Raw genomic sequence first — 24636 nt, forward strand, 5'->3', positions numbered from 1 at the left:
TTGACCTGATTGTAACCCAACTAAATATGACTTTTTCGCTAGCAACCAACTAAATGTGACTTTTTATGACCTAGTTGGGATGGAAAACAACTACTAAATATGACTTTATATGGCTTGACAAGCTTTGGCATTTAGGAAAGAATTTATACTTAAGACAACAAAACGTTTTGCTAAGCGCTACCGTTATCTACCTGTTATGACACAACCGAATATTTTGGAACTCGCGAAACAGGGAGATGCAAAGGCGATCGCGCTTCTGCTGAACCGCCAGCTACAAGCCAAGGGCATCACCGCCGCAGCTTCCCTTAAGGATGGGTGTTTACAGGTGATGCTGGAAGCGGCAGAAGCGCCTAGTCAGCAAGTCTTGGCCCCGTGGGTGAGTAAGTCGATCGCTGGTTTGGGGGCTGCATCGATTGAGAAAGTCAAGGTTTACGGGCGACAGACGGGCGCAAAAGTGCCGGCGTGGAGTCAAGAGTTTGAAGTGGCGGGGCTAAAGTTGCCTGTTACGGATGTTACAGAGGGGCGGACAAGTCCTAGTGAAAATACGGAGTCAAATCAGCTTAGTTTGAAGGAACGGGCTAAGCTTGGGGATGTGGAGGCGATCGCCAGTCTGTTAAATCTTCCGTTGCAAAACAAGGGGATTACGGCGACTGCGAGTTTGCAAGACGGTTGTTTGCAGGTGATGCTGGAGGGCGATCGGGTTCCTGATGAGGAGGTTTCTATCAGGGTTGTCCGCAGGGAGTTGACGAATTTGAAGGCGGGGGCGATCGCTTCTGTGAAGGTTTACGGGCAGCAGGCGGGTGAGGATTTTCCGGCTTGGAATCGAGAGTTTCAGCTAAAGGCAGAGGTTAGTTCAGATTCAAAAAAATTATCAACAGATAAATTTGCAAATTTGACTGATTCATTGACTCCGATTATTGATTTGCTTAAAGAACGAAAATTCAAAGAATTGTTAGACATCGGCCAAAATTATATTAATGAAAATCCAGAGCGTCAAAAACGTTTGATTATAGTAGGAGTTATTGTCTTAGCAACTCTAACCTTTAAAGGAATACCTTTTTTAGGTTTCAATCACAATATTAAAGGCTCACTAACACTCAAGGATGACTTCTTCGGTGGAGTGGGTCAGTTTTGTAATGGAAAAGGAGGTTACGGGGATATTAAAAGTGGTAGGCAGGTGCTAGTAAAAGATCATAAAGGAGAAACTATTGCGACTGGAGAGTTAGGCATAGGTAAAATAATATCTGATAACCACTGCCAATTTTCTATCGAAGTGAATGGTATAAGAAAAGCAGAGTTTTACACAATTCAGATCGGTAGGCGAGGCGATTTGACATATTCATATCAAGAGATGGAGGATAAAAACTGGGAGCTAAACGTGTCTTTGGGTGATTGATTTACTGGGAAGAAAAGGAGTGGTTTATGATTTTTGTAATTCCGTTTATTATGGGCGCTGCTGTTTTAGCTACTGCTGCGTATGGCGCTGTGAAAGGTACTGAAGGCTTTGGTAACATCAATCAAGCCAAGGAAATAGGAGAGCGAGCCCAATATCGACACGAGAAAGCAGTCAGCGATCTAACAGTAGACTGGGAAGCAGCCAACAGATTAGCAGAAGTTTACGGTCAACTGCAAATTCGTGTAAGGCATCGTACTATTGGGCGCTTTGTGGCTTTCATCGAACGCATTGGTCAGAAAGCTTCCCAAAGTGATATGAAATTTTTAGCTGGACTAGAAGGCATATCAATTCAGCACCTAAAAGAATACAAAACTGTCGCGCTGGAAGGTCAGGAAGTATTGCAAGGTGTGACTTCAGCCGCAGGGGCAGGCGCGGCTGCTGGTGCTACAGCAGTAGGCGTGGCGCAAACTTTTGGGACAGTTGCAGTTCCTCAATTTTTTGGCTTGTTTAGTACCAATGTAGCTGTTTCTCAACTCGGTATGTCTGGTGTGGCGGCGTGGTTAGGCGGTGGCAGCATGGCACTAGGTGGCGCTGTACTCGGAGGTATTGCACTTGGCCCTGCTTTAGCTGTTGGCGGTTTCCAAATTGCAGGTAAAGGTGAGGAAGCTTTAACGAAAGCACGTGAATACGAAGCTCAGGTTAACGTTGAAGTTGCCAAAATTGAAGAGGCTAGAGATTTCATCCGACAAGTCGAACGGCGAGTCAAAGAATTAGGCAAATTGGTGTCTGATTTAGACAATCGCGTTGCTCTACTTCTCAACGAACTTGAATCAAAACCCTTTGATCGAGTTCAAGATGCTGCTAAGTTTCAACAGGTAGCCCTACTGGTGAAAGCCCTTGTAGAAATTATGAAAACCCCTGTGTTAGACAGCCAAGGAAATCTGAATTCGGCCGTGGCGAATATTCAAGCAAAATACCGGAATCTGTGAGGAAATTAACAATGAGCAAAATGGCAGCGTTTGTTAGCTGTGGTGATGTCTTGCAGCAAGTTATTGCACATTACGCTGAGTACAAGCAAATCGCGGAACAAGAGCGGACAAAGCGTCGTGAAATTAAATCTTGGGAAAACGAAAGCCTAGCCAAGATTAAAGCTCAACGTGACTTGTTAATGGAGTACCTCGATCGCTCCTTTGATGAACGATCGAAAAATTTTCAGCAACTTTTCGATGTGGTCGATCGAGCAATAGCATCTGGTAATAATGAGCAACTGGGATTAGCATTAGATTCGATTACAGAGCTTGCTAAGTCTAGCCCGTTTAAAGAACTGGCTAATTTATCTTCTGTGCAGGCTGCTCTCGCCGATCCAAACCACGAGTGGAAGTTTTAATTAGCTAGCTGTTAAACGATTATTGATAAACTACAGTGGGGATTCCCCCACTCTAAAGGAGAGTAAATTATGGCTGACCTTGAAAACCTTCTAAACCAACTGCCAGAAATTGCCGAAGCAATGAAACTTACTATTGGCAATCCTAGCGAAATCAGACGTGAAATTGGGAAGATCGATAATCTTCTAAAGCGACTAAATACTATTGGCAAGGAACTTGAAGAAGTATTAAATAATGAGAGATTCAATAAAGGATTTTTGGGAGCGATACCTTGGTTAGGGGCGGTGGCGGGCTTGTTAATACCTGGTGGATTTTTAGTAGAGGGACTTGTCGCAGGGGGGAGCAAATTGCTTGCAGACAAATTGGGCGACCCAGATAAGGAAACGTCTCTTGCTGACTTAATAGAAAATGTTGAAAACTTAACTGAGTGGGGCGAGGGTCTAAAGAATATAGCAGAAAATATTTTAAATGATTCACAATTATTGATCAAGCTAGAATGGGAAAGGAAATCTCTAAGGGTCCCAGAAGAAGTAAGGCAAATTGATGAAAATTTAAGAATTCACATAGACTTTGATGAAGAGCAAAGTTTAAGGCAACAAGTTCAGCAAATAAAGGTAGCTCAAGAACAGCTAAAACAGGTTCAGCCTAAACTGGATAGTATCGTACACAATCTTGAACGTAATGTCGAGCCTATTGAGCGCATAAAAGCTTTTATATCTTACTTTGGGGAATCAGTGTTTGCGATAGAATGGTTTGATGAAGAGCATGGGCTTATTATATCTTATGATGGTCAAACTACAACATTAGGAATTATCTTGAATGAATGTGTATCTTTAAAAGAAAAAGCTAATGCTTTAATTGACCGGGCTAATAGGTTAAGAGGAGAGGCTGAACAATCTCTTAAGCACCTAGAAAAAGAACGCCGTCGCAAGGAACAAAAAAAACCTAGTCGTAAGCAAAGTGAAAGATCCACACAGACAGGAGAATCTCTAAATTCTATTGACCGTACCATGTCTTCAGAGCAAAGACGCGGGGGTAGAAGTGGCTGGATACTTATACTATCCACACTGACTCTAGCAGTTTTGGGTTTTGTCGGCTGGAAAACTACCTTTCAAATTTCACCGAGTCAGCAGACAATACCAAATTCGGGAATTCCTCTAAATGTTGGAGAGCAAAAAACAAATTCTGAAGCTTCACCCACCTTAACACCGACTCCTCAGCCAGACCCAACAGCAACAAATTTAGCAGCAGCTCAAAAACTAGCAATGGAAGCTGCCGTTATGACTCAAAATCCACCTCATCCACTAGAAAATTGGCAGCAAGTACAAGGGAAGTGGCAGGAATCAATCAACTTGTTAGAGGCAATTCCAGACAATTCGGCTGTTGCAACTCAAGCTCAAGAAAAGCTAAGTGTTTATCGAACTAACTATCAGGCGATTACTAATAGAATTGTCACTGAACAGAAAGCAGCCACTAATTTAGAAGCCGCCCAAAAACTAGCAGGGGAAGCTGCCCTCATGGTGAATAATCCACCTCATCCTAAAGAAGTGTGGCAGAATGCTCAATCAAAATTGCAGCAGGCGATCAACTTGTTAAGTTCTATTCCTCAAGGTACATTTGTGGAAGCTCAAGCTAAAGAAAAGCTTGCTGATTATCAGAACAACTACACGCTAATAAGCAACCGAATCAAAACTGAAGCTCCGTGATTTTATCCATATTACCAATTAAGTTTTAAATTACCAGAGATTAAGCCCAAATCCTAGCTGCTGATATCCTAGTTACTAGAAATCGCGATCGCCCTTACGTCCCAAATTGTCAAAAAGCGCGTGAAGCGCAGCTATCCCGTAGGGAATCGCCCTCACTTATATTATTTAGAGAAAACACGACCAGAATAATATTTTTTCATCGACTCTTGAGAAATAATCGCATGACAAGATTCATCTCTCAGCAAATCCCCTCTCGCTTCTAGCCAAGGCATTTCACTGCAAATCATTCGTTCCAAAGTTTCATCATCATACTCAAAATATGCCTCAGCAACTTCTTCGATAAATTGCCCAATTTTTTGGGGAAGTTTCGGTTGTTCGATTTTCTCTGTAATTGGTTCCCAACTAAATTGGCATTGGTACTTCTCTAATAAATCAGGAATAACCGGGCCGTGAATCCAGGCTTGAAAATCTGCATCAAATAGTGGCGTGCCGTAAACTCCTAAATACCAAGCTTGAGCGTAATACACGAGTTTTTGTAGCTTGTAGACGTTGATTGCTACATCAGTTTGCGCGGCTAACCAAATCAAAGCATTTGCAATATCTCGATCGCTGATTTTTTCCGAATTAGTTGCAACCGCAACAACTTTCAGTTGACCTTCGCCTATCTGTTCCAATAGTTCAGAAACTGACAAGTTAAATTCTCCGGCAATTTGCTCAACTCTTTGCCATACCGGAGAACTTACAGTTATTTGATATTCAGTTGTTATTGAGGTAGCTTGGGTCATGGCAGTTTTTAAAGCTGACTTAAATAATTGTAGCAAACAGTGCGGAATAATGACCTAATAGCGATCGCCCTTACATCCCAAATTGCCAAAAAGCGCGATCGCCCCTACATGAATTATTCAAACTAACTCCGACACACTCAGCCGCCCTTCTACGGGTTCATACTCATCCTCTAAAAGCCAATACTGCGCCTCATCATAACTCTGACTAGAAAACACAACTTTATAACCCTCAGCCGGATCGTATATCCGACAATTTCCCTCAGCGTCACTTAGTAACAAAAGCAGATAAGGCGGTGAAAGATTTGGATCTATCCATACCTCTGTAAATTCCCAGTTATTCTTCACTAAATCGGCTTCGAGGCGTAACGTGGTATCGGTTTTCTGCATCAACTTTTATCTCTCCGTAGTAAAGTAAAAGACGGCTACCATCCGGGTCAACTCTATAACCAATTGATTCAGCAAAAAACATACCATAACGATCGTAGCCCCGAATCGTACCTGTAAATTCTCCATCTTCTATTATGGCTTGAGCTACCTGATTCATAGTAGCCTCATCGTTAAAAATATGAGCAGCACGTCCTTTATTAAGCAGTCTTCTCATTTGTGGCGTGTCTGGCAAGTGTTTAGCAATGTGCCTGCTGTCAAGGGTGATTTGGCGATTAATTCCACTCATTAATTAATTACTGAGCATACAAGTATGATTAAATCATGCGATCGCCCTTACATCCCAAACTGTGAAAAAGCCTGTAGGCGTAACCAGCAGCCGACAATGGGGGCAGCATCGCTATGCCTTTAGCAAATCCCCATCAGTCAACAGTTGATACTAGGAAATATCGCTCTAAAAAATACTTGACAGTCAAAATCTGGCGGTGTATTATAGAAGTAGTGCAAAAAATGAAAAACATGAGACTAAAAAGTTGGGAGTCTCCCCGCAGCGAGGGTAGAAACTCCAAAGGTAAAGGCGGCTCAGCCAGAGCTCGGCAACTCAAAAAGCAACAGCAAACTCTGCGAAAACAGTTAAAAGCTCAACACGATCGACAAAACCACCAACAAAACCATCAAGGGAAGGAAACCCATAATTCCTTCCCTTTTTTTGTATCTTTCCGCTGCTCAATCCCGCTGAATGTTCGGACAAATCGTGCTAGTAATGCTCGCCTGCGAGGGTTGCTCTTGCCAGCAGTTGAGAATGCCTTGCAACTCCCCCTTCAAAGTTTCTAAGGCTGCAATTTGCACGGAAATTTCCTCTACCTTAGCCGTTAGATGCTGCTTCGCTTCAGAGCAAGGCAAGTCTCCCCGATCGCGAACCTGTAAAATATCCTTAATCTCCTGAAGGCTCAAACCCAGAGCCTGAGAGCGTTTAATAAACGCCAACCTATTAAATACCGTTTCGCCAAACAAGCGATAACCAGCGGGCGATCGCTTTACCGCAGGAGACAGCAAGCCCATCTCCTCATAGTAACGAACAGTTTTCACCGACAAACCACTACAGGCAGCTACAGAGCCAATTTTGTACAGTTTCTCGGCCACAGAAATATTCATAAACTCAGCATCCAAGATCGAAAGACTTTCTTGCCCGATCTTTTAGTGCCTCAGATCCAGGGAGTCGATCGGCACCTCACCCAGTCACCATTGCCCGGTAATCTTAATAAGGAGGATTTTTTTTAGACACATTAAGCACGGGCAACTGAGGTCTAGAAGACTGAGGAGGAAGATAGTATTCAGGAGCAGGTGCGGGTTGTTCGGCTCCAGAGCGGTAAAATTGCCACCAGCGGAGACCCATCGCCACCCCAGCCGTACCCAGTCCAAAAGCCAATAAAGAGCCACTCGCACCCATGCTGCCGATGGCTGCATCGACAATGCCCACTGTCACAACAAAGCTGGTAATTGGTTCTCTACGGTAAGCTGACCTCAAAAGTCGCGTCCACGAAGCATTCATTTGGTTTTACTCTGTTCTATATTTATTTACAAGCTCTAAAACTTAGAGTTGGCGGAACGATCGGGATTTTTAGCAAGGGAGACTAGCTTCACCTAAATTAATCTTCTCGCCTGTGGGGAATTGTACGGGAGCGAGGCAAAATTGCCAAGCTTGTCAAATCAAAATTCCACCCCATATATACCTCCAAAAGCCAGCGATTGCATTCGGGAACAGATCTCTCTCGACAGAGAAGTCGCTGGGCTTGTTTCTAATTAATATTTTAATCAATTCCCGAATTGGTCGCGGTCAGCAGAACTCACACCCCCTGCCGTTTGAGTCAAGACAAAGTGTAAGGCTGACCGCGCCATTGCTAAAATTAGTTGAGACCTAACCAGGACAGCAAGCCCTGGCCTGTGACATACTCGATAATTAAAGTTAGAGAAAAACCGATCATCGCGGCTCGACCGTTAAGGCGTTCCGCATAGCTGTTGAAGCCAAACTTAGGCTGTTCCAGTTTGGGAGTGACGGTGGGTTGTAGTTGTGTCATTGCTTTGGGTACCTGGCGATCGACGCTATTCAAATGTGAAATTCAATGTTAGTTACAAATCTTAAACATTGCTACTTCTATTATAAAGAGGGTTAACCGCCGTCAACCGTCCCGGAAGAGAAAAAACTGCCACCAACTAATGCCAATTAATTATACCCGCTCAAAATATGACTAATCAGTTAGATAACGATAAGCTTCCTGTCGCCGTACAGCGAGTAGCCTTTGCCCTTCGTACAACAGGCTGGATTTGCTTCTGGGTACAGGTAGTGCTAGGGGTGGTAGCGGCGATCATTTTGCTCTTTGCCATCCCCTTCGCCCTCCCCAGGGCTAGCGCCGCTGCGGGTTCAACCAGTGCCGGCACCGGCGGCGGCGTATTTTTTGCCATTTGCGGGCTGGCCGTACTTGCTTACAGCGTATATCGCTCTTTCCGCTTCACCCGCTTGTCGAGACAACTGCGATCGCCCGCTAACGCTGTCCGTCCCAAAAAAGCAGACACGATCAAAGAGGTGCGGCTGGCACTGATGAGCAACTTGTCAGGAATGGTGCTGACGCTGATAGGCGCAGAAGCCATCAGCGGCACGCTTTTAGCCAAATCTCTAGCTCAGCCGCAAGCCTTGTTCGGTGCCGCAGTCGATGTGGGCCGATTTATTCAGCCCCTAGATATATTTGTGGTACTCGCCAATACTCACGCCACTGTTGCCCATTTTGTCGGGATTTTCGGGGCTCTGTGGTTGCTCGATCGCATCCACAAGCAATAGTTCTGGGGAATTGGGCATGGGGCATGGGGCATGGGGCATGAGCCTTCCCAGGGAATGGGGCATGGGGCATGAGCCTTCCCAGGGAATTGGCCCGCGCAGGGCATGGGCATGAGTGGGAATTGGTTATAAGTTATTGGTTATTAGTTATTGGTTATGCGTTATTGGTTATTTGTGAGGGCCTACTAATGCCCGATGCCCGATGCCCGATGCCCGATGCCCGATGCCCGATGCCCGATGCCCGATGCCCGATGCCCGATGCCCGATGCCCCACTCTCCCCCAACCTACATCCGGAATCACTGCCAACCTGTCGAAGAACGTACTCAGATACCTTCTACCAAGACAACATGAATATCATGGCACTGAAACCCGAGGCTTATTTTGGGGTGACAGATCACCCAACTATTGAAATTTCTCAAGAAAGTTTTCGTTCTGTCCTAGGTCAAATAGAAGCTGAACTCGTATGTAGCGACACCTATAGCCAAGCTCTAGCTAGCTTGCAAACAATGTTGGGTGAAGCAGCCTCCGCTGCCGAAATTTTAATTAGAGCAGTTAGCAGAGAAGCCGTCAAGCTCGCATTCGATCGATTTCCCAAACAAAACAAAATTGAACCGCAAGTAGCCCCAGAGAGTTTTACTGCTGTAAGTCCCGCCATTGAGACGGTGACAGAAATTCAAGAATTGGAGCCACCAGTAGCTGTTCCTGTCTTCTATTGGCGCAGCGCTAGTGTGGAAGCGCCGCCCCAAACCGAGTCCGACACAGAAGAAAATTCCGATCGAGACACTGACACTTCTGAAGACAGCAAAGAAGCGCCCCAAGACGAAATTAAATTCGAGTCTGCTCCACCTGCAACTGTCACCGTCCCCGGAAAATCCTTCCCAGGGTTTGGTTTTCCCAAAAAGCCGAAAAAACTCACCAGGGAAGAAGAAGCAGCAATAGCAGTTCAACAGCGAGAAGAGTGCCTGCGGGAGTTGGGTGGAGAATTGCGTAAGGGACGGCAAATTCGCTCCTTATCTCTGCTGCAACTCCACAGTCAAACTCTTGTGCCGGTTCACCACATCGAATCGATCGAAAATGGGGAAATCGACAAACTGCCCCAAGATATTTACGTTAGAGGTTTTATCCGCAGACTGGGCGACGCCTTGGGACTAGACGGCAGCGCTATGGCGAATGCTTTGCCCAAACCCGCTCCGAGTCCAATTCCCAGTATGTATGTGTCTGTTTCCGATTCCGACTCAGGCGAAGGCTTTCAAATGCGTCCGGTGCATTTGTACATCGGCTACACCGCTTTGATGGCTGGGGCTGTAGGGGGTTTGGGTTGGCTGTCGCAGCAACCCGTGGTGCCAGGAGCACAGGCAGTACCTCAACCGCAGGTGACACCGCCAGCCTCAGTTGCACCGGCTCAGAAGACCCCAGAAAAAGCACCTCAACCGGGCTTGAAGAAGTCTAATAACGGGGGATTGAGGATGGGGGCTGACATGGCCCCGCCGGAGGTGATTTTTGGTTAGTGTGTGTCGGGCGATCGATCGTCCGACCACTCTCTTGGTGCAGGTGAACTCGGAAACCTGGTTTCCGAATTCACCTCCATACGCATACTTGCTTGAAGAAATAAGTCCAGGAGAGCAATTACGGTTGAGATTTTAGTTCAATCCCCCACCTTCATCCATCTGTAGAGTCAATTCTAAAATCTAAAATCTAAAATCTAAAATCTAAAATCTAAAATCTAAAATCTAAAATCTAAAATCTAAAATCGCCAGCCCGTGTACCCAAAGTGATTTTTCAACTGCATCAGGAAACCCGATATGTGCGATAAACTATCTATTTGACCACTCCTAAAAGAGGTTTCCGATAAGATGAGTTCCCCAGCCACCGCTGCTTTCTCCGATCTCGATCCGCTATCGACTCACTCGCCAACAGCCACGAGTTTGGCGGCACCAGACACTGCTTTGGTAACGGCGGCTCAACTGCCAAAAGCATCTTGGACAATAGAAGATAGTGAGAAACTCTACCGAATTCAAGGTTGGGGCGAACCGTATTTTTCGATCAATGCAGCCGGTCACGTTACAGTGTCTCCCAAGGGCGATCGCGGCGGTTCCCTCGACTTGTGCGAACTGGTAGACTCTCTCAAACAGCGAAATTTGGCTTTGCCCCTGCTGATTCGATTTTCTGATATTTTGGAAGACCGGATCGAGCGCTTAAATTCTTGTTTTGCCAGAGCGATCGCTCGGTACAATTACAAAAATGTCTATCGCGGTGTGTTTCCAGTCAAATGCAACCAGCACCGACAATTAATTCAAGATTTGGTGCGTTTCGGTCAACCCCATCACTTCGGACTGGAAGCCGGCTCGAAACCGGAATTAATGATAGCTTTGGCGACCTTAAAAACCCCAGGCGCTTTGTTAATTTGCAACGGTTACAAAGATCGCGAATACATCGAAACTGCTATTTTGGCGCAGCGGCTAGGCCAAACTTCCGTAATTGTGCTGGAGCAAATTGAGGAAGTAGAACTCGCTATCGCCGCGAGCAAAGCATTAGGAATTAAACCGATTTTGGGAGTGCGAGCAAAACTCACTACCAAAGGCGTTGGCCGCTGGGGAGGCTCCACGGGCGATCGGGCAAAATTTGGCTTGACAATTCCTGAAATTATCCGCGCAGTCGGCGAACTAGAAAAAGCTGGAATGCTCGATTGTTTGCAGTTACTGCACTTTCACATCGGCTCTCAAATTTCCTCAATTAGCGTCATCAAAGACGCCATTCGAGAAGCCAGCCACATTTATGTAGAATTAGCTAAATTGGGAGCTAATATGAACTACTTGGACGTAGGCGGCGGACTCGGCGTTGACTACGACGGCTCTAAAACAAACTTCCACGCTTCCAAAAACTACAATATGCAAAACTACGCTAACGACGTAGTAGCGGGAGTGAAAGATGCTTGCGACGAGCGGAAAATCCCGGTTCCCATTATCATTAGCGAAAGCGGGCGGGCGATCGCTTCTCATCAATCAGTGTTAGTTTTTGACGTACTCGGTACTAGCGATGTCCCCAGAGAAGTACCAGAACCAGTAGATGAAAACGCGCACCAAATTCCGCGAAATCTCTACGAAATTTACCAATCTATCAGTCCCGAAAATTACCAAGAAGTTTATCACGATGCTATCCAATTCAAGGAAGAAGCAGTCAGTTTATTTAACTTAGGCTATTTGGGAATGGCGGAACGGGCGAAAACCGAACAGTTGTACTGGGCTTGCTGCGATAAAATCCAGATGATCGCGCGGCAAAAAGAATATGTATCTGACGATTTGGAAGACTTAGAAAAGGTGATGGCGTCTATTTATTACATCAACTTATCTGTTTTCCAGTCAGTACCAGACAGTTGGGCAATTAACCAATTATTCCCAATTATGCCAATTAACCGACTCGACGAAGAACCAACTCAACGCGGTATTTTAGCTGATCTTACCTGCGACAGCGACGGCAAAATCGACCAATTCATCGATTTGCGAGATGTAAAGTCGGTTTTGGAACTGCATACTCTCAAACCAGGAGAACCGTACTATTTAGCGCTATTTTTGGGGGGTGCTTATCAAGAAATTATGGGCAACCTTCACAACTTATTCGGCGATGCAAATGCAGTTCATATTCAGCTAACACCTTCTGGCTATCATATCGAACACGTTGTGAAAGGAGACACTATGAAAGAAGTCCTCAGCTACGTACAGTATGATTCAGAAAATTTGGTTGAAAGCATCCGCCGTCAGACAGAAGCAGCTTTGCAGCAAAATAAAATTACTCTTTCCGAGGCCCAGCTTTTGCTGCAAAATTACGAGCGGAGTCTCAGCCAATATACTTATCTTCAGTCTTAAAATGTAGGGTGTAACTGAGATGTTCCACCACGGTCAATAAGCCTTTTATGAACAGGCTTTCCGGCCTGTTCACAAAGAGTAGATTTTATTGTGGAACAGACCGGAAAGCCTGTTCTTGAGAATGGTGGAAGATGTGAGGTACAACCTAAGCACATTACCAGAATTAAAAGCTGAGCTTATAAATGTAAAAGTAGGGTGCGCCTAGCGCACCTTACCTTGAGCAATTACCAATTATTCAGGACGGAGAATTTCTGCGATCGCCCGCCGCTCTTCTCCCTGCTGAGTTGGTAAAACTTGGCGAGCGTCAGTAATCAGCCAATCGAGAGCCGCCGCTTGCAAATCGATCGCAGCCCCGGTTTTATCAACGCAGTAGCGCCCGAACACCAGTTTGTCAACCAACCGCACCTCCGGCCCTAAACGAGAATACTCAAAAATCACGCTGTTTTCCACAGTGGCGCCACTGCAAAGCCAACAGTTTGGGCCAATCATTGTCGGGCCGACAATTTTTGCTCCATCCTCAATGATCGTCATTCCACCAATGTAAACAGGCCCAGTAATATCAACCTTATCCCAGTTGACAGCTACATTCAAACCAGCGTAAATGCCGGGGCGCACTTCAATTCCCGGAATCGAAACATTTTTAACTTGTCCCAGCAGCACGCTCTGAATTGCCCGCCAATAGTCAGGAACTTTGCCGATATCCACCCACTCAAAGTCCATGCTAATCCCGTAAAAAGGTGCGCCTTCTGCTACTAGCTTGGGAAATAACTCTGAACCGATATCATATTCCTGACCCGAAGGGATGTATTTGAATATTTCCGGTTCAAAAATATAAATACCAGTGTTAATGTCGGTACTCAGAGCTTCTTCTACAGAAGGTTTTTCTTGGAAAGCTTTAACTTTGCCAGACTCGTCTGTTACCACCACTCCGTAACTGGGAACCTCTTCGCGGGGAACCGATTTCATAACAATAGTAGCGATCGCCCCTTTTTCTCGATGCCACTTCACAGCAGCAGTCAAGTCCAAGTCAATCAAAGCGTCCCCGCACAGCACCACAAAAGTATCATCAAAAAACGGGGAGAAGTCCTGAATCCGCTTCATGCCACCAGCAGAACCCAGAGCTTCTCCAATAAGTTCTCCCTCCTTAATTCTCCCCTCAAAAGAATAGGCAATTTGTACCCCAAACTTTTGACCGTCACGGAAATAGTTTTCAATCACATCTGCCAAGTGGGAAACATTGACCATAATCTGGTCAAATCCGTGCTGTCGGAGCAATTCAACCAAAAACTCCATCACTGGCTTTTGCAGGATGGGAATCATCGGTTTGGGTATTGTCTGAGTAATGGGACGGACGCGAGTGCCTTTACCGGCCGCCAGAATCATCGCTTTCATTCTTAACTTCCTCAACCCTCTGTTAATTGATATAAACTCAACAATTAGATGCTAGCGGTTGCGATCGAATCGATCGAGCGCGGCAAAATCCTGACCTGTTTATAGGCGACATCGTACCAGGCTATCAATGACTCTTCCCTATTTGCTTGATTTAAGAAACCAGGAATCGGGAATCAGCAAAAACTTCGCACTCCCGCTGTCCGCATTCGAGACTCAGCAGCAGAATGTCGGCGAGCGAGGTTCTGTCTGGAATTTTAACCGACGCAGCGGCACAGTTATTAGTTTCGCTTCGCCCCATAACCTAATACCCTGCAAGCTCAAAGCGCGCGGATTTTGAGGTCTTGGTAAAACTCCTCTTGAAGCAACTCTACTTTAGACTGAGCCGATAGCAGCAACAACGCCCAAAAAATACCCACGCGGTCATGATTTGGCAAGTGAACTTCCCCAGTCGATACCGGGTGTTCTGGGTTGACAGGAGAGTGCAAATCGTTATGATGCCAGAGCTCTAGCAATTTGTCCAAGTCCAGCCAACCCTCGTCAATTTCCGCGCCCCGCTGAGCCAGAAACCGTTCGAGTTCACTAGCAGTTTCAACGAGATTTTCTTGGTGAGCTAGCTCAAAGATAGCCTGTGCCGCTTGCGATCGCATTTTTGAAGTAGGGCGGCGTCGGGGAGTAACTGTCTGCTCCATTGCTGCTTTCATTAGCTGCAACTGCTCAATCAGTTCTGGGAGAGTCACCGGGCGTTTTTGCGGTAGTTGAGCTACACCGCGACGGCGCAATTGTCGCTCTAAATGCTGCGGCAAGTGTCGCCCGCCTGAGTGTTCTGCGTCTTCTACTGCCGGCTCGTCGGCCGAGTCGGGATTCGCGGGGGGTTCGGAGAGGACGATACTTTCTGCTTTGAGCAACACCAGCATTGAAGCGTACAAAAACGCTTGGCCGGAGTGGGACAAATCGGAGAAATCCTTACTCTGATCGGCATCGCAGGCGTTCGTAAGCTTGCTCAGACATCGATCGAACACTTCAATTACCTTAACGTCCCAAGGATCAATTTCTCCCCGTTCGGCTAGGTCAATTAAAATTGCGATCCCCTCAGAAATCGTTTCTAACCCATCTTGGTCTCGGGAAACGGCCATTCGATTTTAGATTTTAGATTTTAGATTTTAGATTTTGCCTCTGGGAAAACGAGAGAGCATATCAAATTAAGTGGCGGTTATTTCAGCAGCTTTGGCATCAATGGCTGCTATTTCTAGACTTATCGGTTCAGCACTTTCTAACAAAGGTTGTTGCCCTTCTACTTCGGCTTTATAGCGTTCAAGATTTTGTTCTAATTCCTGAATCCGCTGCTCTTTTTCGCGAACTTGGCGAATCTCTTGGCGCAACGCGAGGGTTCGCTGCATTCTCGACCACAGACTGAACAGCCACGCTAGTGTTGCCCCTAATCCGGTCGCTACAATTAGTTCTACGCACAGCGGAGCTTTAACTTGGACGCCTTGGATAACTTGAATCGCAACTGGCTCTGTATTTTCGATGCTGAATAATACTAGAGCCAAGCAAATCAGAAAGATGAAGAAGAAATTTAGCGATCGCATTTTCTCTGTTCCTAATTCTCAATTCAGGTTAAGCAAATTATTTACCATTTGTCAACTTTTTTTGGCAGATCTTCTCAGTTTTTTTGATAAGATAAAATCGGGTTGATTGACCATACTATCCGGGGAGGGGCGGGTTTATGGGAGTTCTGAGAGTTGATTGAAGATATTGGTTAACCGCCCCTGCAGGAGATATCCTCTTTAGGTTTGACCGATGTTTTGGGGTTTCTTGCCGATTCCCAGTGCTGGCAATATTTGATATTTCAAAGCAATGCCCGCGGCTACAAACAAGGCAATAATCAGCGCCCCAATTCCTACCGGGCTGGGAATCCAGAATATCGCCTCCAAATAGTTAACTTCTCCGGGTTTGAGCTTCCAAACTAACTGTTTTCCTTGCTGATAGCTTTCGGGAACCAGCGCACCGGCGACTGTTTCAATACTTTCGGCGCCCCAAGGCGTGTTCAAGCTAAAGTCTAGCTCCAAAAGTCCCCCCGGACTCAGCAGCAGACTGCCATTAGAAGAAAGCAGAGAAAGAGAGCGCAAATCCAATTCCAAACTCAACCGATTTCGCAGCATTAATAACAAATTATTCTGCTTGACACTAAGGTGAGATTCAAACTTCGGCAAATCGGTTTCTAGCGGACTTGCCTCCCGATATTTTGTGGTTGGTGCGATCGGATTGTAAAATTGGTTGAACTTGTCTTGCAACTCGGCTCCATTATTGAAAGGAATCCTCACTAGAACTTCTGTGGGGGAAACCCGTTTAGTTTTTCCGTCCAGCAACCTCACCCGGCTTTCTACGCTTTTCAACCATTCTGCAACAGTTTCGCTGCTGAAGCTCGTCAACTTTTCCCCTAGTTTTATGTGCTGCACGATTTCGCCACGAGTTTGACTCTCAAAGTTGACCCCGACATCGTACTGAACGCATCCAGTCACTAGAGTTAAAAGGCAAAAAACCAAAGGTAAAAGAAAGAAAAAGCGCTTTTTCTTCTTCCCAGTTCCATCCTTGACATTTGGCTCTTTCATTATAAATTTTTCCCTATGTTTCCCTATTTGCATGAATTAGCAAAGCGTTGAATTGCCGACACTGTTTCTATGTTTGTTTAACTGGTTCCTAGGCTCTGCCTGGGAACCCATGTCCAGAGGCTTTGCCTCGCAAGCTTTCATCCAAACTCGAGGCAAAGCCTCATGATATGTATTACCAGGCAGAGCCTGGTAACGAGTAAAAACGCACTGAACTTATTGCCTCGAAGCTACACCCAACTGTTGAAACAGCATACTTGGCAAATAGGCTGCACCGCCTACCCATTCGGCTTCGCTGCTTAAATCTGCCAAATTTTTAAACGCTTCAAAAATGCTGCCTGCAACCATTGTATTCTTGACGCGACCCACAATTTTGCCTTTTTCTACTTTATAGCCTAAGTCCAAATTGACAGAAAATTCGCCAGCTAACTGATTGGACTGACCGGCACCTAAAACCTGCTCTACTATTAGACCTTCATCCATGCTAGCAATCAAGTCTTGAGTGGCGGTATTTCCTGGTGAAATGCAAAAGTTAGTCAAATCAGGGCCTGGGCGAGACAATCCGCCACGAAAACCGTTGCCGGTTGATTGTACACCGGCGCGAGCGGCCCACCTGCGATCCCAATAAAATCCGGTGACAGTACCTTTGTCTATCAAGATTTTGCGGGTGGTGGGTGTACCTTCATCGTCAAAGGGACAAGCAGAAGGGCCTAAAGTGGGGTCTTCAAAAAAGGTAAAGCGTTCGTCAAATAAGGTTTCGCCGATTTTGTCGGCTAGGGGAGAGGCTTTTTGAACTACTGCTTGACCTGAAAGGATGGTATCAAAGAGGCCGCCGAGGGTGCTAGCAGCGGCATTGGGGGTAAATAATACTGGGTAGGAACCGCTGGCGATGGTGGCTGAATGTTCGGCAAGGCGGTATTTTTCGAGGAGTAATTGGAGGATGCTGTTGGTGTCGAGGGGACGATCGCGCGCAACGTCGTAACTGTATGCTTGCATAAAATCTTCTCCCTTTACCAAATTTCCCGAGATCGAGCCGCTGACTATTTGGCTGCTTCTTTCGGCATACAAATCTCGCGTCGTGGCAATTTTCACGCGGCCACTGCGGACGTGGAAACCGACATCTACCATAATATCGGGATTGTAGGCGTGAACTTGCTCAATCAGGTTTTTGCCGTTTTCGACTAATTCTTGAGTTGTGGGCGGAGTGTAGGTGGTTTCCGGGCCTTTTAGGTGGAAGTTGGAGGCGAGTTCAAATTCTGCGGGGTCGCCGATTTCGGCTGTTTGAATCGCTGCATCGACTAAATCGTCTATCCGCGTTAAGTCTGTGGAACTGGCAAAACCTATTTTGCCGTTGTAAATCAGCCGGAGTGCGACACCTTGCAGTGCTTTGGTTTGCAGGGATTTGAGGCGATTGTTTTCAAATTCGATCGGGGTGTCTTGACTCGACAGGTAGTATACTTCAGCGGCATCCGCGCGTTGAGATGCCAATTTTAATATCTGTTCTATGGTTGAATCGCTCACAATAATCGCCTTTCTGGTTGGGTCTTTTTTTATTTTAGCAATTATCGCTATTCAACTTCTGACTCCTGCCTCATGCTCGATCATTAATCCGTGTATCCGTGTCAAAAGCACTGGTGGTGTCTTCCTTATTTCTTCATCCTAACCTGCGCTACATCCGTTACATCCGTTAAATAATCCGTTGCCGAACTTCCTTCTCCTCTAATTGTAATTCACACTGTTTAAAAACATAGTTAACTGCTGCAAACAGCCGATCTAAGTCCTGAATTGTATAGAAAATTTTATTTTGAGTAAACATTTCTAACTTGAGCTTGCCAAACTGCCACATTGCCCCATTAGAAACAATCCCAAAGATAGTTTGTTCTGGTTCATTGTTAAGTCGTTGCACGGCGATCATTTCTGCCAAACACTGCCCCCATCCTTCATCAAATGCGCTCTCTTTCTTGGCTTCAACTAATATGAAATAGGGCTTGTCAAAAACTACTGTGCCGAGGGGGGAGCGCTTCGCCAATATATAATCTGGAATTCCTGACAGATTCTCATTATAGACTAAGGTTTGGTGACTCCAGAGGAGAAAATTACTGCGATAATTTTTCCAAACTTCTTTTAATACAGGATAAATGATATTTTCACAAATGGCGATTTCCGAGTTGTCAAATACTCCCTCATTGAAAATCAATTCTAATTCATTCCTAAAAACGTCGCTGACTGCAAATTCTGTTTCGACAATGAAATTATCCCGCAGGCAATTAATTTGGAATTCTTTGGCGACTGCGCTGATACTTTTATAATTACTAAAAGGCATTGCTTAACTTCTCTCAGTAGGGGTGAGGTGCGCCGAGGCGCACCCTAGAGATAGAGTTTGTGCGAATGAAAAAATGATTAATAACTAAGAAATAAGCCGCCTAAAATTAGCCCGATCGCAATTAACGCCACCCAGATAAACGTATTATCTTTCGTATTAACCTGACTCAAATCTACAGGCTCTGGTACGACTGGCTTGGGTTTAGCGTACTTGATATCAGCGTTGGGATTAGCTTGAAAACTGATTGATTGATTTTCATCTAAAGCTGCCAAATCAGGGATTTTCACCATCCATTCAGGAGGGATAGTGAGTTTGGGAGCTTCGAGAATGAACAGCAAGCGCTTTGCTTGTTGGCGGGTTTCTTGGCGAGGATGGCGGGTGAGCTGGCGGCAAAGCTCGATCGCCCTTTCTGTGTTGCCAGAGGCTTCGTAGGCTGTCACTAGCCACATCTGCACCTCACCGCCCAACCGGGAATTTCGATCGACTAAACCGGTAGCTGTTTCTAAACTCTGCACAGCTTGAGCATACCGGCCACTCTCAAAAGCTACTTGCCCAGCTTGGTACTCAGTTTGAACAATTTCTAACTTTTCTGAAGTCACGAGCACCCACCCAATTCACAAATATTACTTCCCAAATTCCCCAAACGCTAGAATTCGCTGTTGTGTTGCGACATACCCGACTCGTTGTCGCGTTTGGAACCCAGCAAGTCTAAATGGTCTACCTTAATTACGGGCTTCGAGCGATTTGAACCGGTGTTGCGGTCTTGCCAGCGATCGAACTTCAAAGAGCCTGTTACGCCAATTAGAGAGCCTTTGCGAACGTAGTCAGCAGCAATCTGCGCTGTTTTGCCCCAGATTTCCAGATTGAACCAGTCTGGTTGATCGCTGTTCTTAGTTCTGCGGTTCACTGCCAGCGTCAAACTACACTTAACTGTACCCGACTCAAAATACTTAACGTCCGGGTCGCCGCCGACGCGGCCTACTAAAGTCACAACATTAAGACTCATAAACTTTTTTGGGAATGTGGTCGATCGGTGATGTAGTTAAACAGTCCACACGCGCATTAGCCTCCAAACTGAACTTGGAACAACGCTTATGAGGCTTCATCCTGATTGTACACCGAGTTAGGAGAACATATTGATGGTGGATGATTGGCAAGTCTGCGCTCAACCTGAGCTCGACAATGTACATTTCTGACTAGACTCAGGATGAAAAACGTAATAGAATCCACCTCGGTTACACTTTTGTAACAACATTATTGCACACAATAGTATTTTAGTTTTTGGGGGGGGTACGAATCAGTGGGTCTTCTCAATCGATTTTCGTTATCTAGAGATATGGGTATCGACCTCGGTACTGCTAACACGCTCGTTTATGTATCGGGCAAAGGTATTGTTCTGCAGGAACCTTCTGTAGTGGCGATCGACCAAGATTTAAAAATACCGCTGGCTGTTGGAGAAGAAGCAAAAAAAATGCTCGGCCGCACGCCAGGGAATGTCATAGCACTGCGCCCGCTTCGCGACGGGGTAATTGCAGACTTCGATACGGCGGAACTGATGCTCAAGACTTTTATCCGCAGAGTTCACGAAGGCCGAAGCTTAGTTTCGCCGCGGATAATTATTGGCATCCCCAGCGGTGTCACCGGAGTTGAGAGGCGTGCTGTCATTGAGGCGGCGACTCAGGCCGGTGCTAGAGAAGTACGGTTAATTGATGAACCCATCGCGGCGGCGATCGGGGCTGGACTGCCTGTTGCTGAGGCGACTGGCAATATGATTATAGATATAGGCGGAGGTACGACGGAAGTTGCGGTTTTGAGTTTGCAAGGTACGGTGATCAGTGAGTCTGTGCGGGTAGCCGGCGACGAACTCAATGAGGCGATCGTCCAATACATGAAAAAAGTTCACAATTTGGTCATCGGCGAACGCACTGCTGAAGAAATTAAGATTCAGGTTGGTTCTGCATATCCAACTCCAGAGGATGACGATGTAATGATGGAAGTGCGGGGCTTGCACTTACTGTCTGGTTTGCCACGAACTGTTACTATCAAAGGCCCAGAAATTCGCGAAAGTATGTCGGAACCGCTTTCAGTAATTGTGGAAGCTGTCAAGCGTACTTTGGAACGCACCCCCCCGGAATTAGCAGCAGATATTATTGACAGGGGAATTATGCTGGCTGGTGGTGGCGCGCTGATGAAAGGTTTAGATACTCTGATCAGTCACGAAACAGGAATTGTCACTCACGTGGCAGCAGATCCGCTGTGCTGCGTGGTTTTGGGAACTGGTAGGGTATTGGAAAACAAACAGTTGGAACGGGTTTTCAGCGGGCAGTCGTCGCGTAATATGTAGTTAAACAATTTGGGATTGTGGATTTAGAAATACGGCTGCAATCTCAAATCTAAAATCCTGACTTAACAATTTTAGATTAGTGAAATTATGCTAAAAAATACATTCCGAAAGTGGTGGGATCTGCGGCTGCAAATTGCTCTTCTAGGTTTAGCTGTAACTGCCGCTTGGGGAGTTAGACAAACACAAGGTGCTGCAGTATTTGAAGTTTACAATTGGGTGACTCGTCCGTTTCACGCCAACGGCTCTGGGCAAGAGGAACTTATCTCGGCGCGCACTCAAGAATTGCAAGCGCAGTTATTAGAATTAGAAAATCAAAATCAGAAGCTAAAAGAGCTTTTAGGTTATGTTTCGGCTAAGAAACCAGCAGGGATTGTAGCTCCTATTGTCGGTCGCAGCGCCGACCACTGGTGGCAGCAAGTAACCTTGGGGCGCGGCAGTAACGATGGCATCAAAACAGATTTTACTGTGATGGGCCCCGGCGGTTTAGTAGGCAGGGTTGTCAGCGTTACTCCTAATACTAGCTTAGTGCTGTTAGTCAGCGACGCTACGAGTCAATTGGGTGTGGGAATTACCCGCAGTCGCCACATGGGTTTTATGCGCGGGAAAGGCGGAAATCAGGCTGTCATGGAGTTTTTTGAGAATGTTCCCAATGTCAAGCCTGGGGATGTGGTTTCAACTTCTTCTTACAGTCAGTTGTTCCCTCCTGGTTTGCCTGTGGGAAAAGTGGTTTCGGTGGATATGAATAAAACTCCGGCTCCGGAAGCTGTGGTTGAGTTTTCTGCACCGATGAATGCTCTGGAGTGGGCTGTGGTTTACCCGCACTCTAAGCAAGCCGAACCGAAGGATTCGCCGAGTCAATCTTCAGCAGCATCTGAGGGAGCACAGCAACAATGAAAGCTTTATCTCGGATGTCTTCGCGAGCGCGCCCATTTCTCAACTTCGCAGTTACATTTCTATCTGTGATGCTGTGCATACTGATATTGCCCACTCGGATGCCGGGAATGGAATTGCTGGGAATTGGACCGAACTGGCTGTTAATTTGGTTGGTAGCTTGGAGTATTAAGCGGAAACGTACAGTTTGGGGAGCTGCTAGCATGGGCTTGGTTTTGGGGTTTCTTCAAGATGCGATGACGGCTCCTCATCCCAGCCACGCTGTGAGTCTAGTTGTTGTAGGAGTCTTAACAGTTGTTTTACAGAAAACCTGGTCGATTCCGGCAGATATTGTTGAGAGAGATCCGATTCCGATCGCGTTAATTGTATTTGGGATGGCGGTGGTAGCGGAAACGGTGATGGGGCTGCAATTTTTTGCTATGGGCGATCGGGCTTTACTGGAAATTTGGAGCTATCACCAGCGAGTGGCTTTGTGTTCTGCTATTCTTAGCAGTCTTTGGGCTCCGGTGATTTATTTTCCGCTCAATCGCTTGTGGGAAATGACCAGGAATGTAGAAAAACCTTAGTCATTACTCATTACTCATTGGTCATCATTCATCAGTTAACAGTCAACAGTTAAGTGTAGTCATTCTACTATTAGTTGTTGACCAGAACCTAATAAGTGATGAACGGCAATAATCAAGTCGCTGAGAATTAAATTAGGCTGATGCTTTTGCAGTTGATAGCGACTGCGAATTCCGCAGGTAACGGCAATTGTAGGTATTCCCAATGCTTTTCCTGCGAGGATGTCTGCTTCTGTATCTCCGATCATCCAAGCCGAACCCAGCGATGACTCAAATTCTTCTGCCACTTCAGCCAACAATTCAGTTTTTAAGGCTGTATAGTTGTGATAGGCGGCATCCGCCATCTGAGTTCCGCGAATGCTGGTAAACAGTCTGGCTAAACCGTAATTTTGTAACAGTTGAACGGCTTGATTTCTCGGCCGCAGGGTGACTAAAATCAGCCGCACGCCGCGGGAGTGCAGAAGTCCGATCGCCCATTGCACCCCCGGCTGGATGCGATCTAAGTGCAACAAGTCTGGTTGATTGACAAGGTGACTCACGCATCCTAGAAAAACGTGAATTTCTTCTCCCGACAAGCCGGAACTTTTGGCTATTTCAGCATCGGGCACTCGGTTTTGTTTCATTTGCCAAAACTGCTGTTTGCTGAGGATTTGAAGGTTGAGGTTGATTCCCCGCTCGAGATAAGCTGCTTGAGTATCGGCCAATCCCTGTTGATAGGTGGCATAGTAGCGATCGGACACATCGACTATGGGCCCGTCTAAATCGCAAAATACCGTCATCCGGGGGGACGACTCAGCCTCTGATGGTAGCTTGTACTGAAGGTTTTCGGAGTCTTGGGCGACAGCAGTTAACATAAAACGTTAAGTAAATCTAGGGAGTTATACATTTCTTGACTGTAGCAAAAAATGTATAAGTTATAATACATAAATTTTAATGCTTTTATTAAAAAAACCTATGATTTTTTTGAGGATGGGGTTCAATAAAGGCGATCGAGCCTGCGCGTAGATAAATTCAAGGGAAAAAGTGATTTTTGTGGCTGTTAATATGTGCTTTAGCCATTAAAGTTTAGAATTAAGTTTTTAGTCTTGTGTAATTTACCCATGCTCAAACAAAGCGATTTTGTTAGGAATTCGGACACTAATCGAGTAGAGGTGCTGTCCGAAGCACTGCCTTACATTCAACACTTTGCCGGTCGCACCATAGTGGTCAAATATGGCGGTGCGGCGATGAAAGATAGCAATCTCAAAGACAAGGTGGTTCGAGATATTGTGCTGCTAGCTTGCGTGGGGATGCGTCCGGTTGTGGTTCACGGCGGCGGCCCGGAAATTAATATTTGGCTGGAAAAACTGGGAATTGAGCCGCAATTCAAGGATGGTTTGAGAGTGACTGATGCGGCGACAATGGAAGTTGTAGAAATGGTTTTAGTGGGGAAAGTAAATAAGGAAATTGTTTCCTTAATCAACCAAGCTGGCGGCAAAGCAGTAGGATTATGTGGCAAGGATGCCAATCTGATTCAAGCTCGTCCAGATGGCCGCGAGGGAATTGGATTTGTGGGTGAAGTCAGCGGGGTGAAAATCCAGATTTTGGAGTCTTTGGTGAACAGCGGTTATATTCCGGTGGTGTCGAGCGTGGCAGCGGATGAAAAAGGTCAATCTTACAACATTAATGCTGACACGGTGGCTGGGGAAATTGCGGCTGGTTTGGGAGCGGAAAAGTTGATTTTGATGACTGATACTGCGGGAATTTTAGAGGATTATCACAAGCCGGATAGTCTGATTGCTAAGTTAGATATTCAAGAAGCAAGAGAGTTGGTTGAGTCGGGAGTTGTCTCTGGGGGGATGATTCCGAAAGTTAATTGTTGTGTGCGGAGTTTGGCTCAGGGTGTGAAGGGTGCTCACATTATTGACGGTCGAATTCCTCATGCTTTGCTGCAAGAAATATTTACGGATGCGGGGATTGGGTCGATGATTGTGGCTTCTGAGTTTAGCAGCGCGAACTTAAGGCCGAAGTAATGTGTAAATCCTAGCGTGGGGAGGGCGGGTGCGTGAAAGGTGTAAACTCGCTGCGATTGCGTATATCCTAACCTGAAGTTCCCCCAGTAGGGGGAATGTTCAAATCTCACAAACCCTTGCACTACAAGGAACGATCGCCTTTTTACCCC

27 protein-coding genes are annotated in these 24636 nt (G+C 46.0%); 11 read left to right on the plus strand and 16 right to left on the minus strand.

The genetic code is table 11. The features are described 5' to 3' along the window. Positions 1-196 precede the first annotated feature (196 nt). The 4 genes from Q5691_RS14420 (at position 197) to Q5691_RS14435 (ending at position 4487) form a co-directional block, all read left to right on the plus strand. The gene (locus tag Q5691_RS14420) at positions 197-1396 is read left to right on the plus strand and encodes a hypothetical protein (protein ID WP_333345346.1); all 1200 of its coding nucleotides are present in this window, start codon (positions 197-199) and stop codon (positions 1394-1396) included. A 26-nt stretch (positions 1397-1422) separates the two neighbouring features. Next, complete coding sequence (locus Q5691_RS14425) at positions 1423-2385, plus strand: hypothetical protein (RefSeq protein WP_333345348.1); 963 nt, start codon at positions 1423-1425, stop codon at positions 2383-2385. An 11-nt stretch (positions 2386-2396) separates the two neighbouring features. Further along, positions 2397-2783 (plus strand): hypothetical protein, encoded by a 387-nt coding sequence (locus Q5691_RS14430; protein ID WP_333345350.1) that lies wholly within the window; start codon positions 2397-2399, stop codon positions 2781-2783. A gap of 69 nt (positions 2784-2852) precedes the next feature. Continuing rightward, positions 2853-4487 carry a hypothetical protein gene (locus Q5691_RS14435; protein WP_333345352.1) on the plus strand — a complete coding sequence of 545 codons (1635 nt, stop codon included), beginning with the start codon at positions 2853-2855 and terminating at the stop codon, positions 4485-4487. A gap of 161 nt (positions 4488-4648) precedes the next feature. On the opposite strand, the gene Q5691_RS14440 is transcribed toward Q5691_RS14435, so the two are convergent. The 6 genes from Q5691_RS14440 to Q5691_RS14465 all read right to left on the minus strand — a co-directional run bounded on the left by Q5691_RS14440 (position 4649) and on the right by Q5691_RS14465 (position 7734). Beyond that, positions 4649-5272 carry a type II toxin-antitoxin system antitoxin SocA domain-containing protein gene (locus Q5691_RS14440; protein WP_333345355.1) on the minus strand — a complete coding sequence of 208 codons (624 nt, stop codon included), beginning with the start codon at positions 5270-5272 and terminating at the stop codon, positions 4649-4651. A 117-nt stretch (positions 5273-5389) separates the two neighbouring features. After that, entirely contained in the window at positions 5390-5617 is a 228-nt protein-coding gene (locus Q5691_RS14445; RefSeq protein WP_445250970.1) for a hypothetical protein, read from the minus strand. Beyond that, entirely contained in the window at positions 5607-5945 is a 339-nt protein-coding gene (locus Q5691_RS14450; protein ID WP_333218586.1) for a DUF6972 family protein, read from the minus strand. Before Q5691_RS14450 ends, Q5691_RS14445 begins: the two co-directional genes overlap by 11 nt. Before the next feature lie 437 nt (positions 5946-6382). Next, positions 6383-6811 (minus strand): heavy metal-responsive transcriptional regulator, encoded by a 429-nt coding sequence (locus Q5691_RS14455; RefSeq protein ID WP_333158165.1) that lies wholly within the window; start codon positions 6809-6811, stop codon positions 6383-6385. A gap of 103 nt (positions 6812-6914) precedes the next feature. Further along, positions 6915-7208, minus strand: a complete 294-nt coding sequence (locus tag Q5691_RS14460; protein ID WP_333216198.1) for a hypothetical protein — start codon at positions 7206-7208, stop codon at positions 6915-6917. A 355-nt stretch (positions 7209-7563) separates the two neighbouring features. After that, the gene (locus Q5691_RS14465; RefSeq protein WP_172186391.1) at positions 7564-7734 is read right to left on the minus strand and encodes a hypothetical protein; all 171 of its coding nucleotides are present in this window, start codon (positions 7732-7734) and stop codon (positions 7564-7566) included. A 167-nt stretch (positions 7735-7901) separates the two neighbouring features. Between Q5691_RS14465 and Q5691_RS14470 the strand changes: the two genes are divergently transcribed. The 3 genes from Q5691_RS14470 (at position 7902) to speA (ending at position 12353) form a co-directional block, all read left to right on the plus strand. Continuing rightward, positions 7902-8492 carry a DUF3611 family protein gene (locus Q5691_RS14470; RefSeq protein WP_333216200.1) on the plus strand — a complete coding sequence of 197 codons (591 nt, stop codon included), beginning with the start codon at positions 7902-7904 and terminating at the stop codon, positions 8490-8492. 354 nt (positions 8493-8846) lie between these two features. After that, a complete protein-coding gene (locus Q5691_RS14475; protein WP_333216202.1) occupies positions 8847-9998 on the plus strand; it encodes a helix-turn-helix domain-containing protein in 1152 nt (383 codons plus the stop codon). Between the two features lie 345 nt (positions 9999-10343). After that, positions 10344-12353: a biosynthetic arginine decarboxylase gene (gene speA / locus Q5691_RS14480; protein ID WP_333216203.1), complete on the plus strand. Its 2010-nt coding sequence runs from the start codon at positions 10344-10346 to the stop codon at positions 12351-12353. A 231-nt stretch (positions 12354-12584) separates the two neighbouring features. Here speA and Q5691_RS14485 read toward each other — a convergent pair whose 3' ends face one another. From Q5691_RS14485 to Q5691_RS14525, 9 genes are all read right to left on the minus strand, one after another. Next, complete coding sequence (locus Q5691_RS14485; RefSeq protein WP_333084974.1) at positions 12585-13745, minus strand: NDP-sugar synthase; 1161 nt, start codon at positions 13743-13745, stop codon at positions 12585-12587. A 151-nt stretch (positions 13746-13896) separates the two neighbouring features. After that, positions 13897-14043 (minus strand): hypothetical protein, encoded by a 147-nt coding sequence (locus Q5691_RS14490; RefSeq protein ID WP_333345357.1) that lies wholly within the window; start codon positions 14041-14043, stop codon positions 13897-13899. A gap of 19 nt (positions 14044-14062) precedes the next feature. After that, complete coding sequence (locus tag Q5691_RS14495; protein ID WP_333311412.1) at positions 14063-14878, minus strand: segregation/condensation protein A; 816 nt, start codon at positions 14876-14878, stop codon at positions 14063-14065. Positions 14879-14944: 66 nt separating this feature from the next. Then, entirely contained in the window at positions 14945-15334 is a 390-nt protein-coding gene (locus Q5691_RS14500; RefSeq protein WP_333216210.1) for a LapA family protein, read from the minus strand. 198 nt (positions 15335-15532) lie between these two features. Next, on the minus strand, positions 15533-16357 hold the full coding sequence (locus Q5691_RS14505) for a DUF3153 domain-containing protein (RefSeq protein ID WP_333345358.1): 825 nt from the start codon (positions 16355-16357) through the stop codon (positions 15533-15535). Between the two features lie 213 nt (positions 16358-16570). Beyond that, positions 16571-17875, minus strand: coding sequence for a TldD/PmbA family protein (locus Q5691_RS14510; protein WP_333345360.1), 1305 nt, complete (start codon positions 17873-17875; stop codon positions 16571-16573). A 166-nt stretch (positions 17876-18041) separates the two neighbouring features. Next, on the minus strand, positions 18042-18677 hold the full coding sequence (locus Q5691_RS14515; RefSeq protein ID WP_333345362.1) for a hypothetical protein: 636 nt from the start codon (positions 18675-18677) through the stop codon (positions 18042-18044). Between the two features lie 77 nt (positions 18678-18754). Continuing rightward, positions 18755-19276 (minus strand): tetratricopeptide repeat protein, encoded by a 522-nt coding sequence (locus Q5691_RS14520; RefSeq protein WP_333214517.1) that lies wholly within the window; start codon positions 19274-19276, stop codon positions 18755-18757. 47 nt (positions 19277-19323) lie between these two features. Next, complete coding sequence (locus Q5691_RS14525; RefSeq protein ID WP_190663675.1) at positions 19324-19683, minus strand: single-stranded DNA-binding protein; 360 nt, start codon at positions 19681-19683, stop codon at positions 19324-19326. Positions 19684-20013: 330 nt separating this feature from the next. On the opposite strand from Q5691_RS14525, the gene Q5691_RS14530 reads away from it, so the two are divergent. The 3 genes from Q5691_RS14530 (at position 20014) to mreD (ending at position 22478) form a co-directional block, all read left to right on the plus strand. Then, the gene (locus tag Q5691_RS14530) at positions 20014-21021 is read left to right on the plus strand and encodes a rod shape-determining protein (protein WP_006632285.1); all 1008 of its coding nucleotides are present in this window, start codon (positions 20014-20016) and stop codon (positions 21019-21021) included. An 87-nt stretch (positions 21022-21108) separates the two neighbouring features. Beyond that, the gene (mreC, locus tag Q5691_RS14535; protein ID WP_333214518.1) at positions 21109-21915 is read left to right on the plus strand and encodes a rod shape-determining protein MreC; all 807 of its coding nucleotides are present in this window, start codon (positions 21109-21111) and stop codon (positions 21913-21915) included. Continuing rightward, positions 21912-22478, plus strand: a complete 567-nt coding sequence (mreD, locus tag Q5691_RS14540; RefSeq protein ID WP_333214520.1) for a rod shape-determining protein MreD — start codon at positions 21912-21914, stop codon at positions 22476-22478. The genes mreC and mreD overlap by 4 nt, the downstream gene beginning before the upstream one ends. 59 nt (positions 22479-22537) lie before the next feature. Here the strand turns inward: mreD and Q5691_RS14545 are convergent, their stop codons facing one another. After that, the gene (locus Q5691_RS14545; RefSeq protein ID WP_333214522.1) at positions 22538-23329 is read right to left on the minus strand and encodes an HAD family hydrolase; all 792 of its coding nucleotides are present in this window, start codon (positions 23327-23329) and stop codon (positions 22538-22540) included. Positions 23330-23575: 246 nt separating this feature from the next. Between Q5691_RS14545 and argB the strand changes: the two genes are divergently transcribed. Then, a complete protein-coding gene (gene argB, locus Q5691_RS14550; protein ID WP_333106273.1) occupies positions 23576-24487 on the plus strand; it encodes an acetylglutamate kinase in 912 nt (303 codons plus the stop codon). Positions 24488-24636: the final 149 nt, after the last annotated feature.

Origin of the sequence: Microcoleus sp. w1-18aA5 (genome assembly GCF_036701705.1) — a bacterium.
In the GTDB taxonomy this organism is placed as follows: domain Bacteria; phylum Cyanobacteriota; class Cyanobacteriia; order Cyanobacteriales; family Microcoleaceae; genus Microcoleus.

Coding starts and splice junctions, on each gene's coding strand:
- Q5691_RS14420 (WP_333345346.1), top strand. CDS start 197: ATGACACAACCGAATATTTTGGAACTCGCGAAACAGGGAGATGCAAAG.
- Q5691_RS14425 (WP_333345348.1), top strand. CDS start 1,423: ATGATTTTTGTAATTCCGTTTATTATGGGCGCTGCTGTTTTAGCTACT.
- Q5691_RS14430 (WP_333345350.1), top strand. CDS start 2,397: ATGAGCAAAATGGCAGCGTTTGTTAGCTGTGGTGATGTCTTGCAGCAA.
- Q5691_RS14435 (WP_333345352.1), top strand. CDS start 2,853: ATGGCTGACCTTGAAAACCTTCTAAACCAACTGCCAGAAATTGCCGAA.
- Q5691_RS14440 (WP_333345355.1), bottom strand. CDS start 5,272: ATGACCCAAGCTACCTCAATAACAACTGAATATCAAATAACTGTAAGT.
- Q5691_RS14450 (WP_333218586.1), bottom strand. CDS start 5,945: ATGAGTGGAATTAATCGCCAAATCACCCTTGACAGCAGGCACATTGCT.
- Q5691_RS14455 (WP_333158165.1), bottom strand. CDS start 6,811: ATGAATATTTCTGTGGCCGAGAAACTGTACAAAATTGGCTCTGTAGCT.
- Q5691_RS14460 (WP_333216198.1), bottom strand. CDS start 7,208: ATGAATGCTTCGTGGACGCGACTTTTGAGGTCAGCTTACCGTAGAGAA.
- Q5691_RS14465 (WP_172186391.1), bottom strand. CDS start 7,734: ATGACACAACTACAACCCACCGTCACTCCCAAACTGGAACAGCCTAAG.
- Q5691_RS14470 (WP_333216200.1), top strand. CDS start 7,902: ATGACTAATCAGTTAGATAACGATAAGCTTCCTGTCGCCGTACAGCGA.
- Q5691_RS14475 (WP_333216202.1), top strand. CDS start 8,847: ATGGCACTGAAACCCGAGGCTTATTTTGGGGTGACAGATCACCCAACT.
- speA (WP_333216203.1), top strand. CDS start 10,344: ATGAGTTCCCCAGCCACCGCTGCTTTCTCCGATCTCGATCCGCTATCG.
- Q5691_RS14485 (WP_333084974.1), bottom strand. CDS start 13,745: ATGAAAGCGATGATTCTGGCGGCCGGTAAAGGCACTCGCGTCCGTCCC.
- Q5691_RS14490 (WP_333345357.1), bottom strand. CDS start 14,043: ATGGGGCGAAGCGAAACTAATAACTGTGCCGCTGCGTCGGTTAAAATT.
- Q5691_RS14495 (WP_333311412.1), bottom strand. CDS start 14,878: ATGGCCGTTTCCCGAGACCAAGATGGGTTAGAAACGATTTCTGAGGGG.
- Q5691_RS14500 (WP_333216210.1), bottom strand. CDS start 15,334: ATGCGATCGCTAAATTTCTTCTTCATCTTTCTGATTTGCTTGGCTCTA.
- Q5691_RS14505 (WP_333345358.1), bottom strand. CDS start 16,357: ATGAAAGAGCCAAATGTCAAGGATGGAACTGGGAAGAAGAAAAAGCGC.
- Q5691_RS14515 (WP_333345362.1), bottom strand. CDS start 18,677: ATGCCTTTTAGTAATTATAAAAGTATCAGCGCAGTCGCCAAAGAATTC.
- Q5691_RS14525 (WP_190663675.1), bottom strand. CDS start 19,683: ATGAGTCTTAATGTTGTGACTTTAGTAGGCCGCGTCGGCGGCGACCCG.
- Q5691_RS14530 (WP_006632285.1), top strand. CDS start 20,014: ATGGGTATCGACCTCGGTACTGCTAACACGCTCGTTTATGTATCGGGC.
- mreC (WP_333214518.1), top strand. CDS start 21,109: ATGCTAAAAAATACATTCCGAAAGTGGTGGGATCTGCGGCTGCAAATT.
- mreD (WP_333214520.1), top strand. CDS start 21,912: ATGAAAGCTTTATCTCGGATGTCTTCGCGAGCGCGCCCATTTCTCAAC.
- Q5691_RS14545 (WP_333214522.1), bottom strand. CDS start 23,329: ATGTTAACTGCTGTCGCCCAAGACTCCGAAAACCTTCAGTACAAGCTA.
- argB (WP_333106273.1), top strand. CDS start 23,576: ATGCTCAAACAAAGCGATTTTGTTAGGAATTCGGACACTAATCGAGTA.